Source organism: Cohnella sp. LGH (genome assembly GCF_017671885.1).
Classification (GTDB): Bacteria; Bacillota; Bacilli; order Paenibacillales; family Paenibacillaceae; genus Cohnella; species Cohnella phaseoli.
This window is the reverse complement of sequence record NZ_CP072117.1, coordinates 6,446,611-6,462,535: the sequence shown is the minus strand read 5'-3', so window position 1 is coordinate 6,462,535 and position 15,925 is coordinate 6,446,611. Positions and strand designations below refer to the sequence as shown.

General features: G+C 53.8%; 10 protein-coding genes. All 10 read right to left on the bottom strand.

The features are described 5' to 3' along the window. Window positions 1-44: 44 nt before the first annotated feature. A complete protein-coding gene (locus tag J4772_RS26880) occupies window positions 45-1,391 on the bottom strand; it encodes an ABC transporter substrate-binding protein (protein WP_209072208.1) in 1,347 nt (448 codons plus the stop codon). A gap of 120 nt (window positions 1,392-1,511) precedes the next feature. After that, window positions 1,512-3,158 carry a response regulator transcription factor gene (locus J4772_RS26875; protein ID WP_209072207.1) on the bottom strand — a complete coding sequence of 549 codons (1,647 nt, stop codon included), beginning with the start codon at window positions 3,156-3,158 and terminating at the stop codon, window positions 1,512-1,514. 2 nt (window positions 3,159-3,160) lie between these two features. Continuing rightward, a complete protein-coding gene (locus J4772_RS26870; protein ID WP_209072206.1) occupies window positions 3,161-4,951 on the bottom strand; it encodes a sensor histidine kinase in 1,791 nt (596 codons plus the stop codon). Between the two features lie 228 nt (window positions 4,952-5,179). Further along, complete coding sequence (locus tag J4772_RS26865) at window positions 5,180-8,077, bottom strand: sensor histidine kinase (RefSeq protein WP_209072205.1); 2,898 nt, start codon at window positions 8,075-8,077, stop codon at window positions 5,180-5,182. Window positions 8,078-8,080: 3 nt separating this feature from the next. After that, window positions 8,081-9,424 (bottom strand): response regulator transcription factor, encoded by a 1,344-nt coding sequence (locus tag J4772_RS26860; protein WP_209072203.1) that lies wholly within the window; start codon window positions 9,422-9,424, stop codon window positions 8,081-8,083. Window positions 9,425-9,472: 48 nt separating this feature from the next. Beyond that, entirely contained in the window at window positions 9,473-10,954 is a 1,482-nt protein-coding gene (locus tag J4772_RS26855; protein WP_209072201.1) for a glycosyl hydrolase family 28 protein, read from the bottom strand. A gap of 106 nt (window positions 10,955-11,060) precedes the next feature. After that, the gene (locus J4772_RS26850; RefSeq protein ID WP_209072199.1) at window positions 11,061-12,536 is read right to left on the bottom strand and encodes a glycoside hydrolase family protein; all 1,476 of its coding nucleotides are present in this window, start codon (window positions 12,534-12,536) and stop codon (window positions 11,061-11,063) included. Window positions 12,537-12,542: 6 nt separating this feature from the next. Then, on the bottom strand, window positions 12,543-13,385 hold the full coding sequence (locus J4772_RS26845; RefSeq protein ID WP_116063793.1) for a carbohydrate ABC transporter permease: 843 nt from the start codon (window positions 13,383-13,385) through the stop codon (window positions 12,543-12,545). A gap of 1 nt (window position 13,386) precedes the next feature. Continuing rightward, on the bottom strand, window positions 13,387-14,355 hold the full coding sequence (locus J4772_RS26840; protein WP_116063794.1) for a carbohydrate ABC transporter permease: 969 nt from the start codon (window positions 14,353-14,355) through the stop codon (window positions 13,387-13,389). 84 nt (window positions 14,356-14,439) lie between these two features. Further along, window positions 14,440-15,870 (bottom strand): ABC transporter substrate-binding protein, encoded by a 1,431-nt coding sequence (locus tag J4772_RS26835; RefSeq protein WP_181917971.1) that lies wholly within the window; start codon window positions 15,868-15,870, stop codon window positions 14,440-14,442. Between the last annotated feature and the right edge of the window lie 55 nt (window positions 15,871-15,925).

Genomic DNA, 15,925 nt, shown 5'->3' with positions numbered 1-15,925 from the left:
GAGAAATCCGCTAAAGGTTTTCTCCCAATTTTGTTTACTCTCGATTACTTGGAAGCTTTCGAAGCCGCCCATTTTTTATTAAGCTCGCCAACGAAATCATCCACTTTTTTACCGGACATCATATCCTGACCCAACGCTTTAACGTCCAACTGAATGGCATTCGAAATGCGCGTGTATTCTGCATCGCCAGGAATGTACGTGAACGCCTCCGCCTGGTTTTGCGCATAGAAATCCTTCAAGAACTGTACGTTGGACTGAATGCCTTCGAACGTGGAATTAAGCTGCGCTTTATCGATATAGGTTTGATACACTTCAGGAGAGTAGAACCATTCCATGAATGCCTTTGCTTCCTCCTGGTGCTTGCTGCTGCTTGCAATGCCATAGAAATGATCCGTGAACGTCATCAGCTTCAGCGGCTCGGACTCGCTGGCGCGATAAGGCATCGGGAACGCCGCAATATCTTCCGTGCTGCCCGTTTTTTGCTCGTAGGTCGGCAGAAACCACAGTCCCGCCGCCACAACCGCCGCTTTCTTGGAGGAGAACAGCACGGTCGCCTGATCCCAGCTAATTCCGAGCGGGTCCGTTCCGAACACTTGCGCCTGATACAGCTCTTCGATCTGCTTAAACCCTTGATAGAACGCCGTTCCTTCGCCGAACGGGTTGTCCTGCTTCGCCATGTTGCTCAGGTAGTTCTCGTCCCCGGATACGATGTGGGGAATAAACTCGTTAAACGGGTAGTCCGGCCAAGCGTCCTTGCCGCCCATCGCGTAAGGAATATACTTTCCGTTGTCCTTGATTTTGGTCAACACTTCGATGAATTGCGGCCAGGTTGTCGGCACCTTCAAGCCCAGTTCTTCGAATACGCTCGGATGATAGTAGACCAATTCGGGAAAGGAAACCGTCGGAACCGCAATGATCTTGCCGTCTACGGCGTATTTGCTTGCATATTGGTTTTTCTCCAGGAATCCCGCGCCGTCCAGCGGAATCAGCTGCTCCTTGAAATCGTTCAGCCAGTTCGGCTTGAGCTCCAAGATGTCCGGAAGCTCGTTGCCCGCAGATCGGACCTTCATCGCCTGCAAGTAGTCGCCGTCCCCTTTGAACGGCTCAAGCTCTACAGTGACATGTGGAGCAACTTGGCTGTACTCTTTGACCTTCTCTTGCAGGAACGAAATGAACTCGTTGTTGGAATCCCACATCGCCATTTTTAGCGTTACTTTCTCTTTACTGGCTTCCGGAGCAGCCGACGAAGCCTCGGTCGTCTGGCTCGGGCTCGCGCCGCTCGTCTGGCTTTCCCCCGCTCCCGCTCCGTTGTTTTTGCCGCATGCCGCCAAAATCGTAAATGCACAGAGAAGAATGACCAGCATCAGTTTGGAATACGTCTTTCTTTTCACGTTGTGACCCCCTAATTGTAATCATTCGCTGTAATCGTTTGCTGTAATCGCTTGCATCCTTATCTTATCGATTTTAGGAACGCTGTCACATGAACGAACTTGTTCTTTTCTTCTCTCTTTTTATTCTTTTCTCGCCGAAGGCGGCTCATGGCTCCGTTTCGCCTGCAGTTCCTCTCGATATTCGTGAGGCGTTTTCCCGGTCACTTTCTTAAACACCTTGCTGAAATGACCTTGATTCGGATAGCCCACCTTCTCGGCAATCTCGTACAGCTTCATGCCGCTTCCCATCATCTGAATCGCGCTTTCGATCCTTTTGCGCATGATGTATTCTACGAACGTCTCTCCCGTTTCCCTTGCGAAAACTTTGCTCAGATAGCTCTCGCTAACGTCCACGACCTCGCTGGCCATGGCCAACGAAATCGGCTCCTGCAGATGGCGCTCGATCCACCGCTTCACGATGTCTACCAGAGGAGGCGATTGCTGCGCGATTCTTCTCTTCGGATCGATACCCTCGAACACCGATTGCACGAGTGATCTGAACCATACGTTTAGATGCGAGATTTGCTCGAACATCTCCGTCTTTTCGGACGGTACGCTTAGCCCTTCGCCGATGTCGTCCCATGAAAGACCTTTGGCATACAGCAGGGAACCCAATTCCCACAGAAACGCTTTGTAGGGCTGAAAAACTTCGGGAGGGAGACGTCTGGAATCGGCAATCCGGTTCAGCCCGTCCTCGACAAGCGGCGCCCAGCCATTGTTGCCGGATTCGAGCAGCTTTAAGATTTCCTGCAGCTTCCACGGTTGATCCTTCCACTCCGTTTTCCCCGTCGCTACGTCCTCTTCGAAGAAGACTCGGCCGAGCCCGTCGTGAAACCTCATCCTCGCATGCTTCTGGGCAATCGAATGCCTACCGGTCCACGCGGCATAATGCTCGCAGGAAGGCGCAACGCCGATCGTAACGGACAGATTCACATATTCGCGCAGATGGCTGACGGCCTTCTGCAGCACTTCCGCCAGCAGGGCGCGAATCTGGTATTCGCTCATGGAATGGGGGAAGATCAGAACGGCCGCGACCTCCCAATGAGGGAGCACCGTCAGCACCGCTTGCGTCTTGTACCCTTCAAGCACCTGCTTAAAGGCGTGCACGAGAAACTTCATCTGCTCCGAATCGATCTTGTCGGCCGAGGACGCGTACGAACGATCGAGCAGCAGACTGCACAGGATGTGCCGCTGGCCCGTCAGCGATTCCAGCCATTGCCCCTCTTCCTGCTCCGTCCCTTCGGCCAAATCGGCATTCAACAGGACGGAACGATACGCCCCTTCCTTTACGCGATCCAGTCTGACGAGACTTTCCTTCTCCCTTTGCTCCCGCTGACCGATCTGCTCGTTCAAACGATCGACCGCCTTGCTTATAACGCCGCCTACATGCTCGGGCTCCATATCTTCTTTGATAATGTAGTCGTACACTCCGTATAGGAAAGCTTCGCGCACATATTCGTAATTGGAATACGCGCTCAGCACGACAACCCCGACGAGGCTCCCTTCCTCTGTACTCCGCAGTTGTCTCACAAATTCCAGTCCGGACATGATCGGCATATGAATATCGATCAGCACCAGATCGATCCGATACTGCTTAACCACGCGCAAAGCATCCTTCCCATTGGAAGATTCCGCCGCGATCTCGCAGCCGTATTGCTCCCACGGCACCATCTCCCGCAAAGCCAATCTGTAGATCGGCTCGTCGTCTACAATGAGAACACGCAGCATATTCAACTCTCCTCATGCAAAATCGGCATTAGAACGGCAATCGTTGTACCGTCCTCCAGCTTGCTCTCGATATGAAGGCCATACGACAGGCCGTAATTCAAACGCAATCTGTCGTTCACATTCCGCAAGCCGATGCCGCTGAAGCCCTCGCGTCCCTGCTGCGCGCCATCTTCTAGCATCTTGCTCAGCACCTCCGGTTGAATCCCCCGCCCGTTGTCGCGGACCGTGAAGCGGCAGCTTTTGTCGTTCTCGATTCGTCCGGCAATCTGAATCAGCCCCCTCGTTTCACGCTCGTGTACGCCATGTACAATCGCATTCTCTACAATTGGCTGAAGCAGCAGCTTCAAAATAGGCAGCTTCTCCATTCGCGGATCGATATCGAATTCGACGTCGAACTGGTCTCCATACCGTATTTTCATAATCTGAATATAATAATCCAGCAGCTTCATTTCCTCCGCTACGGTGCTGTACATGCCCCCGCGATTAAATGCGGCGGAGAGCAGCCGCGTCAGCGCTTCCGTCATCTTCTGGATGTTGCTTGCTTTCGATATGCTGGCCATCAGCTTGATCGTATTCAACGTATTCAGCAAAAAATGAGGATTGATCTGCGACTGCAGCGCGGAAATCTCCGCAAGCCTCTTCTGATTTTCCTTCTGCTCGATTTGTCTGATCAAATCCTTCAGTTGTCCGATCATTTCATTAAACGTCGTGCCGAGCACGTAAATTTCGACAGGGCCCGAAGCTTCGATCTTCGCCTTGAGATTGCCCGCTTTAACGGAGGCCATCTGATTGATCAGCGAGCCGATCGGTTTCACGATGCTGCGAACAATCAGATAGGACACCAGCAGAAACACGACAAGCCCCAGCGCGGAAGCCAAAATCAGCTTGCGATACACATCGTTGACCTGCTTGAGCATTCTGTCGTAGGAGTAAACCTGAATGTAATGTCGGCCCCAATCGGAAAGCGTATGAATGATAAAAGATTCCTGACCGTTAATCTCCTGAACGTAATGGCTTTCCCCTTCCTTCCACGCCCTCTGCAGATAGCCCATCCCTGCGATGCCCTTGGACATAACCTCCGTTTCGCTGGATACGACGACCGACCCGTAGGGGTCCACGACAAAGCTGGGACCTGCGTCGGTCGCGTTGGTATGCAGCAGATCGGCGATTTTGCGGGCATGAAAGACGAAATAAATCATCTCGACATTGTAGAAGGCCGAACTGAAGCTTGGCGCGATCGCCGCGGTTATGAAGTTGCCCCCATCCGGGAACACAGCGCCGCTGGCTTCCGCGCCCATAATGTATACTTTATTTTTATCGGAGAGCACCTCTTGGTACCAAGTCATCTTGCGAAGCTCCGAATCTTCGACGTTCAGCTCCTGCTTATAGGTTGCCATTCCCGAATCGTTATAGAAAAACATAACCGAAACCAAGTCCGGCGTATAATGAAAATAACTGTACAGCTTGGACTCCAGCTGGCGGCGCGTTTCGAGCAGCTGCTGACTTCCGTCGGAATGTCGGGTTAACGACGCATACTCGATCACTTGGCTGTCATTGGCAATCGTCGCTACTGTATTTTTCATCAGATTCAGCTGCCCCTCAACGGTGTAGGAAACCTGCTCTACCGTCTGCATCGCTCGCGACGTCGCATTCTCTATCAATATTGAGTTGAAAGAACGGACGGAATAAGTCGTCACCAAAAAAATCGGCAGTGTGATCAGCAAGATAAACGATCCTGTCAGTATGCTTGAAATGTTCCAGCGTCTTTTCTTCCGCCCCTTTATTCGGTTCACCTCACGCTCTCCTTTGCCCCAAAGCTAGTGCTCTTATTTTAAGTCACGCAGGTGTGCTGGAGAAGAGAAAATCTTTGCCTTTTTCCTTTCCTCCCGTTAACGAAAAAAGACGCCGCTTCTGCTCGATCACGAGAACAGAGCGGCGGCGTCTATCTTGTTTACAGTATTATGTCCGATCAAACATCTAATTCCCATTCAAAATACGACTCATTTGGTTTAAAATTCTCATCACATTTCCGCCCCGGCTGGCGTTGCGATCGAGATCGTTACCGTCGTCCCGACAAACTCCTCGCTGTCGATGGTGAACTCAAGCCGCTCGCCGTAGTAAATCCGCAAGCGCTGATAGACGTTAGCCAAGCCGACGCCGCTGGACCGCCCCGATGAGCCGGATTCGGGCGGATATGGCGGAGCCTCAGACGATGCGACTTCTCCAGACAGAGCCTGCCGAACCTTGGCCAGGTCCTCCTTGCTCATTCCGATTCCGTTATCGGCCACCGACAGCACGACTCGCCCCTCTTCCATCTGCGCGCGGATCGCGATCTCTCCGCCTCCGTACAGCTCTTCGATGCCGTGCTGGAGCGCGTTCTCGATAATCGGCTGCAGCACGAACTTCAGAATCGGCTCCTTCATCGCGGATTCGTCCAACTGCCAGAGAACAGTGAATTTGTTCTGGAATCGCAGCTCCTGGATCGTCAAATAATTTCGGGCGTGCTCGATCTCATCGGACAAGGGAACGACTTCGCTGCCTTTATTAATCGTGAATCTGAAAATTTTGGCCAGCGAATTGACCATCGTACCCACCTCCGCCGCTCCGTACTGCCGCGCTCTCATATTGATCGCCTCCAGCGTGTTGTACAGAAAATGCGGGTTGATCTGCTGCTGCAGCATGCCAAGCTCGGCCTTCATTTTCGACGTAACCAGATCCTTCTCCCTTAGCTGCTTGTTGACGTTATCCTCCATCAGCCGCCGAATCTGCCGGATCATCCGGTTAAAGCTCTCCACGAGCCGTCCAATTTCGTCTCGCGACCCGGGAGCCTCATCCTCCTGCGCATCCGGCATGCTTTCCTCTTTCTCCACCGCCGTCGTTAATCTTTCGATCGGCTTGACGAGCAGCAGCGATACGTTCCACACGGCCGCGAGAATAATCAGAATGAGCAGAACGATAAGCAGAATAAAGCGGTGCAGCATGTCGTCGATCATTAAATACATATCGTCAATCGTTCTGAAAATATAGGCGGTCCACCCCTCGTCCCCGATCGGGCGGGAGACGATAACCTGATTGCTTCCTTCGACCTTCTCGATCAGCGCGCTCCCGGCTTTCCCCTGATCGCCGCGCCATTGAGCGAAAGCTTCTTCCTTGAACCCTTGTGCCGACGCATTCGAATAGACGAAATCCCCGGAGCCGTCAAGCATAACGAAGCTCATCTTTCGATCGGAAGCGACCGACGAGAACGCCTCTTCCTTGAGCACAACCTGCAGATAGGCTTCGATTGTTTTCCCCGTGGAAGGCGAAGGCAGCGACAACTTCTTGATCAGCATCAGCGAAGGGTGTCCGTATACGTCTTTCAATCCGGTAATCCACACCGTCTGCTCCGGCTGAAGCTCGGACAACAGATCGGGATCGATGGAGCTCAGCTTAAAGAGCGTTAAATTGTTAAAGAAAGCCGAGGAATAGCGTGCCGAGCCTCCCGCGTCGTACAGAACGAAATAGGACAGATCGCCAAGCCCCGGATAGCTGGCCACGGTGAAGTCGTCGATATTTTCCATAAACGTGTAAGGTGAAAGCAGATTGGTCAACCGGCTGTCCGTAGACAATCGGTTCGTCAGGCCCTCGTAGCCGTCCATCCGGTCCCTGAGCTCCACGACGAGATGGTTGGAGGAATCCACCGACAAATCCACGGCTTTATCGAACACATAGTTGTACATAAGATAGAGATGCATGCCGACAGCCGTCAACACCGGGATCAGTACCGACGTCAGCAGCATAAAGAGCACCTTGCTCCGAATGGACAGCCTGGAAAACCGGGTTCCGGAAAAACGCTCCTCGGGAATGCGCTCCAGGTCGAGCTCGTTTTCCTTCTTCCAGACGACCCTGGCAAGCATCCGGAAAGGATACATGATCAGGTTGGAGAACTTGAGGGAAATCAGGAAACAAACGAGCAGCGTGCCCAAGAAAAAGCCGACATAGATTTTGGAGAAGCTTGGTCCCCACAACGTGCTGCTTCTCTCCCGCTCGAAAAAAGCGATGTGAAAATCATATGGAGAGACAGCCTGCGTTCTTACCTGGTACAGCCCGTCGATCTGCTGCTCCCATTGCCGCGAGCCGTTCTCGATCCGCTGCGCGGCGGCGGCCAGCGCTTCCTCGCTCGGCAGATTGGACCAGAGCGTCTGTCGATTCTGATCGAACACGCCCACGTATCCGCTCCATATGCCCGAGGAGGGCAGCTCGGCGGCAAATATCCGCTCGTCAAGCACGATCACGGATAATACGTTTAAGTAGTTAACTCCGTTGTTAATGATCAGATGCCCCTCGACGCCCGCGAAAAATCGATTAAGTCGCTGCCACGAATCTTCGGGGATACTCCCTTTCTTATCCTTCAGAACGTCCGTGAACATGCCCTTGGGAATGAAGGTCGGCATACTGTAATACCGGGTGAACGAATCCAGCAAGCCCGCGCTCCGCATCTCGTCGATCCATGGGATATGCTCGTCGGGGAGCAAACGGTTCGTCGCGAACGACTTGCCGAAATTCTTCTGGTTCAAGTTATCCCCGATAAAATAAATCCGATCCACCAGCCCCTGCGGCAGATGAAGCTGTTCCAATCTGGAGTCCAGCTCCCTCCGAGCCGTCGCTTCTTCCTCAGACGAACGCAGATTCAGGAACGAACGCGCGTATTTCGTAAAATCCGAAGATTCGATCTGCAGCGCCAAGGAGTTCATCTCGCTCAGCTTGGCGACGATTCGGCTCTCGACGTGCCGGGACAGGTTCTGCTCGGAGGCGCTCTGGATTTCCGTGCCGACATCTCTCGTATTCCAATAGCTGATCCCGATCAGAATCGCTTCGGACAGCATGGCAAGCAAAAACGCAATCAGCACAAGGCGATTGCGATAATAACGGAACCTCATGGCCTACCGCCCCCCGGACTCCGCCTGATAGAAGGCGTTGCGGTATTCGACCGGAGATTGCTTGGCATATTTTTTGAACACCAGCGTGAAATAGCGGGGGTTCTCGTAGCCGACCCTTTCGCCGATTTCGTGTATTTTGTAATTCGTCTGCTTTAACAGCGACTTGGCTTTCTCAATTCGATACAAAATCAAATAATCGATATATTTCTGCCCGGTCATTTCCTTGAACAGGAAGCTCAAGTAGCTCGCGTTCAGATGAACGTGCCGGGCTACGTCGTCCAAAGTAATGGTCCGATCATAATTTTCCTCGACAAAGCGCTTCGCTTCTTCGATGAGACGATGCCCGTTCTCCCGTTCAAGCTCCCCCCCAATCGTTTCCTCACGGGCTTCCGACGCAGCCTGCTCCTCCTCTTCGCGAGCGGACGGCGCGTGAAACAACGCTCCCGCTTCCCGATAAGAAAGTCGGATACGCCCCGGACCGGCCACGGTTGGTCCCATCACGTAAGACATATGCGATTTCAACAGCCCCCGGAACCGCTTCAGTCCCAGCACGATTCGCTCCATTCGCGCTCGCAAATGCTCCGGGCTCCGCTTAAGCTCCGCTACCTCGTCCGGATTCGTTAAAATCAAAGAAATTTGCCCCTTGTCATCGACCTCGTGATAGCCCATGCCCTGTTCGTCCCATAGATCCTGCATCAGGTTGTCGAGCGTGAAGAGAATCAGGTTCCATTCCTTATCCCCTACTCCCCTGGGCCGGTCGGGATAGGAGTCGAGACGAAGCAGGCACACCGCGTATTCTCCGTTCTCCTCCAGCATCACTTCGGAAAAGGCGCTCTCCAGCTCGATTGCCTCGTCGGTCATCGCCCGTTGAAGCAGGTCGCGAAGAAATTTTCGACGCAGGTGATGCGCAGACAGCTTCGCTTTGCGTTCGAGCACGGCGGCTCGCTCCTGCACGTCTTTCTCCCGATCGATCAGACGCGCCGCTTCAGCCAGAGCCTTCTCGTACTCTTCGAAATCGAGCGGCTTGAGCAAATAATCAAGCGCCCCGTGTTTCATGCACTTCTTGGCGTATTCGAAATCGTCGTAGCCCGATAACACGATGATTTTAATATGCGGGTATCGCGCTGCGACCTTCTCCGCCAATTCGAGTCCGTCCATGAGGGGCATGCGAATGTCCGTCACGAGAATATCCGCCGGAGCGAGCTCGAGCGCCTTCAGAGCGAACAGCCCGTTCTCGCAATCGTCGGACACTTCGATTCCGAACGCGGAATAATCGAAGCTCCTCAGCCCCTGCCTGATCTCATATTCGTCGTCGACGATCATCAGTTTCAATTTCTCGTTGGCCATTCGCGATCCCCTCAGTCTCCGCTAGATGTTGGCTTTATTATAGGGAACTTACGGACGAACGATCAAGCTCAGCTCGCGAACGAAATCGTTCGTCCGGAAGTTCGCCTCCTCCATCGTTTCGAGCTGCCGTCCTCCCGCATACAGTCCTTCGATCCGGACATTCTCGATAAGATGCTCCGCGTCTGAGCCGTGGAACAGAGAAGGCACGCCTTCGGGAATACGAATATCGCGAAAGACGATGTCGCGAATTCGCCCCGGCTCTTGATCGACCGACCAGCGGTCCTTAAAGATCAGACATGCCATCGCATATTGACGCTCGTCCTCGATGCGCATGTTCTCAAAGCGTACGCCGCTGATCGTTCCGGAATCTCCGACAATAATGCACAGAGAGCCAAGCTCCTCCGTCCAGGTCGGCAGACTACGAACGATGTCGCAATCCTCGAAGACGATGTTCCGGATGTCCGTGCGCGTCTCCCCGGTAATGCCGAAGCAGCGTACCTTATCGTTCCATACGACGCAGCGGCGTACCGTAATGTCCTGCCCTCCGATCGCCGGAGGGGCGGCCATCGCTTTGACGACAACGGCGTCGTCACCGGTGCGGATCAAGCAATCCTCCACCGTTACCCACCGGCTGTTGACGATATCGATTCCGTCGCTATTTTCTCGGTAGCCGAACAGCGTCAGATCCTTGATCGTGCAGTCGCTCGACTTCGCCAGATGCACCGTCCAATGCGAGGTGCCGACCATCGTCAGTCCTTCGACCTGCACGTTGCGGCTATTCGCAATCAGCATCGCTTTGCGGGCGTGCCAGTCGAGCATGGACAGATCGAGGATTCCCCGTCCGAGAATCCGGACGTCCTCCGCCCCGTCCGCAACGATAAAATCCTCATATACTTTTTGCTTTGCCCAGTCGCTCGGGTCGATCGGAGGCTCGTCTTCCGGAACATATGCCCTCAGCACCGCGCCGCCCGCAATATAGAGAGTTTGGCCTTTTGTCAGCTTAAGCTTGTCGACCTTGTGCAGACCCGGACCGTAATAGAGCACGCCCGGATCGCCTGGCTTAGGGATGTCCCGCTCCGGCGCATGAACTGTAAGGAACAACGGTCGTTCGAGATTCCCGTTCGTTTGCACGATCAACTTGCAAGGTCCGTTAATGGGAATCCGCACGCTCCGATCCTCCGCGACTTCGGGAACGATCCCCCGCGATAACGGATGAACCGATGCGCTGCTTACCCCCTCGGAACAGTGCGCTGCCAACGTAACCTCCCCGGGACCGGACATATACTCGAAGGAGGCAAACGATGCCGGACCTCCGCTCGTCACCGGGGCCGCGTATACCGGGATTTCTCGCCCGCCGACAGTAATCCGCCAATCTCGGGACAGCACGAGACCTTCCGGATCGGCGGCGAACGCATCTTCTCCCTGACGCCTTAATCTTTGCTCGTCGACCGCGTACCCGATTCCTTCCGGGGCGGGATAAATTCGGATCCGGGCGGAGCCGATTTCGTAAACATTGGTATCTTGCATCATCGTTCCTCTCCTCGTCGCGCTTTTGCGCATCTTACTCGCGGCAAAACCATTCCCTTTCTCCATTCCATTGGGTTATCTCTTTGAGGTATCTTTGGTTCAACTTATATTATTTGACTATTAAATCCTTGGCGTATTCGTTGATCGTAAAATGCGGGTCCTGCGTCGACTTCACTTTCTCCCCGTTGATGACAATGTTGTCGAAGACCACGTCCGAAATAATACGATCGTCGCTCCAGCCTGCAACCTTGATCTCGTTCGTACCGTCTGAATAGGAGGTAATGTTTTTGTAGCGGATTCCGCTCATTGCTCCCGGCCATGCCCAGTTGCCCTGAATCGCGCCGAAGTAGAACGAGGTATCCATCTGCAAATTGATGAGCCGTTTCGCTTTCTCTACCCGGATATTCTCGAATGAGATGTCCTTGAACTCGGTGCCGTGGAGGGCGAAAATATTGATCGCGGAACGGTCCGGCAGCACATCCGGATGATCGCGGTCGTCGTAATTGTAAAGAACGTCGATGTTATCGAACTTAATATTTTTGAAATAGGCGGCGACCGTCTCCGCCCCGATTCCGATCGCATTGTTGGCGTCCGCCCATAGCTGGGAGTTCCGGTATGCGATGTTATAGACGGGAGGCGCCTTCGCCGGGTCCTCTTCCTGAGACATCCCCTTGATCGCGACAGCGTCGTCCGCGGAACGAATAAAGACCCCGTCGAACACGATGTCATGGCTGCTCACGATATTGAAGCCGTCCGAGCTGGCGAAGCGCGGGCTTACCGCTTTGTAATTCAGAACGTTCACGTCGCTGCTGCCGTACATGGACGAGGTCCAGCTGTTCGTATCCCGGTTGACGATGATGTCCCGAATCGTGGAATGCGTTACGCGGCTTAACGCGAGCGCGATATCGTCGTATTCGTCGTTGCTTCTGTAATCGTTCAGCAGAATGCCTCTGCCCCTTACGGTTACGTTGGTTGCGTCGTCCGCCCGAAAACGACCGCGGACGACCGCTCCTCCGCTAATATAGAGCGTCTGATTGGAAGTAATCTTCGTCGGAACCGAGCCGTACTCGCCCAAGTCGTGGAAACCCGGCTCGAAGAAAAGCACGTTCGGGTCGTTCGCATCCGGAATGTCCGTCTCCGGCGCTTGCGCGAACAGATGCAGCGCTTTGCCCTGATAGTTGCCGTCCAAGACGAGCGTAACGTTAGCCGGGCCGTTCAGCTTAAACGTAATGGCATTGCCGCTGCGCTCGCCGCGTATCCTTAACGATCGCGGAACGAGCTCGAAGGTCTGATAATCGAAATTCGGCGTGATCGTAATCGTGCTGGCTCCCGGCATATCGAAGTATCCGTAGGAAACCGGCTGATTCCAGCTATTGCTGCCGGCGTTGTAGAGATCGATCGCGGTTTCTCCAGCCTTCACCGTGAAATTCTCCGATCGGTAATTGACGGGCAAATCCTCCGGCGCGGGATACGCAATAACGGGCTTCTCTTCGACTTCCGGCGTTGCGGTGCTAGCCGAACAGCCGTAAAGCATCTGCGCGCAGGCTAGAAGCAGCACGGCATACAGTAGCGTTTTCCTGATCATTCTCGTTCACCCCTTAATCGCGGAAGATACGACCCCTTCCACCAGATAGCGCTGTCCGAGGAAGAAGACGACGATAATCGGCAGCACGAACAAAATGAGCCCGGCGCTTTGCACCTGCGTCAGCGTAATGTCTTTCTGGCCGGGGAATACGTAACCGATCGAGAACAGCGCCGTCGCAAGCGGATACTTGTCGTTCTGCAGAAACATAAACGGCGTAATGTAGTCGTTGCCCCACGAGCCGTTGAAGGAGAGAATCGCGACGGTAGCGATGACGGGCAGTGAAATCGGCAGGAAGATGTTCCAGAAAATCCGGTACGTCGAGCAGCCGTCGATCGTCGCCGCTTCCTCCAGATCCTTCGGAAAGGTCGCGAAAAACTGCCGGTACAGAAAAATGCTGAACGCGCTGCCGCCAAGAGCCCAGAAAAACCACGGCCAGAACGTGTTGATAAAGCCGATCTTAAAGAAGATGACGTACGTCGGAATCTGCGTCACAATTGCCGGCAACATCATGGTCGAGAGCATCAGCAGGAACAGCACGTTTTTCCCCGGAGCCCTCAAACGGGCGAAGCCGAAGCCTACAAAGGCGCTTGTCAGCGTCGGAATGAGGACGGAGATCGCCGTGATGATGATGGAATTTCTCGCAAAGTTCCAGTAGTCGATCAGCGTTACCGCGTACTTGTAATTTTCCAAGCGAAAGCTGGTCGGCCAGAAGGTCGAAGCCGATCCGACCGTCTGCACCGAGTTGGTCAGCAGCCAGTAGAGGGGCACGACGAACAGAATGGACAGCGCAACAAGCAGCGTATAGATGACAATTCGGAACGGCTTGTTCCGAGCGCCTGCATTCACCATCTTATCTCCCCTCCTGATCGACTTCGTAAAATACCCATAGTTTGCTTGTCGAGAAGACGATCACTGTCAGCACCAGGATCATAATAAACAGAACCCATAATAGAGCAAGTCCGTAGCCGAAACGGCCGTAAGCGAATATCTGCTGAAAGGCGTGAACCGAGTACACGTAGTTCGGTCGAATCGGCAGAGACAGCAAGCTGTTGGAGTTGGCCGCAAGCAGAATCGGCTGCACGAAGATTTGCAGCGAGCCGATAATGTTCATAATAAATTGGAAGAAGAGCACCGGCGTCACGAGCGGAATCGTAATTTTGACGAAGCGCTGCAGCGCAGTGGCTCCGTCGATCGCCGCAGCCTCGTACAAATCTTTGGAGACTCCTTTTAAACCGGCCAAGTAGATGAGAATTCCGCCTCCGACTCCCCACAACAGCATGATCAGAAGCGGTACCATCGCATAATCGTAGCCGAGCCAATCGACCGGCTGCAGTCCCAAACTTTCCAGCGCGTTGTTCACGACGCCGTCGTCCACGAATAGCGATCTCCACATCGTGCCTACCGCGACGACGGGAATAATCGAAGGAATAAAGAACAGCGTACGGTAAAGGCCGATATTTTTAATGTTTTGATTTAGCAGCACCGCCAGCAAAAACCCCAGAATGGTGCTTAATGGAACCATAATGCCGGTAATCAGCAATGTCCGGCCAAGCGAATACATCGCGTCATTGTCGGTGAACACCTTATGGTAATTGGCGAAGCCGACGAATTTCAGGCGGTCCATATTAAACCCCGCATAGTTCGTAAAGCTCAGATAGAGACCGTAAAGCAGCGGAATCAGTCCGAGTAAAACAAAGACGACGAACCAGGGGGAGATAAATACGTAAAATTCCATCGCTTCCTTAAAGCTTTTCCCGCGGAAGCGCTTCGGCTTGGCGCCAAGCGCGGGCGCCGTGCCGGATGCGGCAGGTCGAATCATCGAGGCTCGCCTCCTTTGTGATGTGCCGGATTTGAAAAGGGGCACCGGAGCGTACTGTCTCCGGTAACCCCCTTGAATGAATCGTTACTCCGGGCTGATCAGATCCTTGCCTTCCGCGATCAGCGTGTTCAGCTCTTCCGTCATCTTCTGCGCGGCTCCGTCTACCGTATCCTTATCGAAGTAGACCGGCGTGAAATATTTTTCGAACACCGAATTCACCGCCTGATAGTTCAGGAAAGGACTGTAAGGCAAAGTTCCTTCCGTGTATTGCAGCTCGTTCTGAATAAAATCGTAATTCAACTTGTCGAACTCGGTCGTCTGCGGCAGCATCGCCGCAAGCGTCTTCGTTCCCGGCAGACCGTAGCCTTCCTTCGCCCGATCCTCTGCGGGTTTGCCGCCGAAGAACCATTCGAACACTTCCCAAGCTTCCTTCGGATGCTTCGAATTTTTGTAGATGACCGCCCCCGTTCCGAAGGCCGTCGGGGAGATTCTCTTGCCGCCCTCCGCCATCGGCGCCGGAGCGACGCCGAAATCGGCCAGCCTGTCCTTGGTCAACTCGTTCGTCTTCAGGAATCCGGAGAACCAATACCCCGCGATAATCATCGCCGCTTTATTGTCGACGAACAGTTGGCCGCCCCAATCGGTTTCCTGGTGCAGCGGGCTCGGACCTACGCCGGACTTGGCCGCATCCACCCAGAAATTCAGCAAATCCTTAACCTGCGGCGTCGTCAGGTCCGCCGAGCTGAAATCGCTGCTGAACATACTGCCGCCCTGCTGAAGCAGTTGAAGATTCATCAGATCCTGGTTCGCCGCCGTGCTGCCGTTAAAGTAAACGAGTCCGTATTGGCTGACTTTTTTGCCGTTCGCTACGGTCAGCTTCTTGCCCAGCTCGACGATTTCTTTCCAGGTCATCGCGTCCGTTGCGCTCGGTACCGGAATGCCTGCGGCTTCGAACATTTTCTTGTTGTAGTAAATCGTAAAATCCGGCGACCAGTCCTTCGGGAATCCGTAAAGCGGCCCCGTGCCTTGAGCCCCTGTCGTAACGTCATAGCGGAAGTTGTTAACGACCGGATAGAAATCGTCCGTGTGGAATACAGAGCTCGAATTAAAGTTTTCCGTCAGATCGAGCGCCATTCCCTTCAATACATAACCGGGCAGCTCGTTGGTGTTCGTGCGGATAATGTCCGGTCCGTTGCCGGCCGCCATCATCGCCATCAGCTTATTGTAATCTGCGGATACGAGCTCAACCTTGATGTTCGGATGGGTTTTCTCGAATTCCGCAACCATCTCGCTCGTGAATTCCGTATCGTACATCGTATGGCGGATCACAACGGGTTTGCCGTCGGACGCGCCTCCCTCCGAAGCGCTAGCCGATGCGCCGGCGCTTGGCGAAGCGGAGCCGGAATCCGGCGAGGATGCGCTATTGTTCTGCGCGTTGCCTCCGCATGCGCTTAGCGCAATCATGCTGCTCACCAAGAGGGTAGATAACAGAGTGGACCGAAACGCTCTTTTCATTTGAATCCCCCTAGAAGTCTTAAGTAAGTAGAACGTTCTACATTTCAAAGTATAG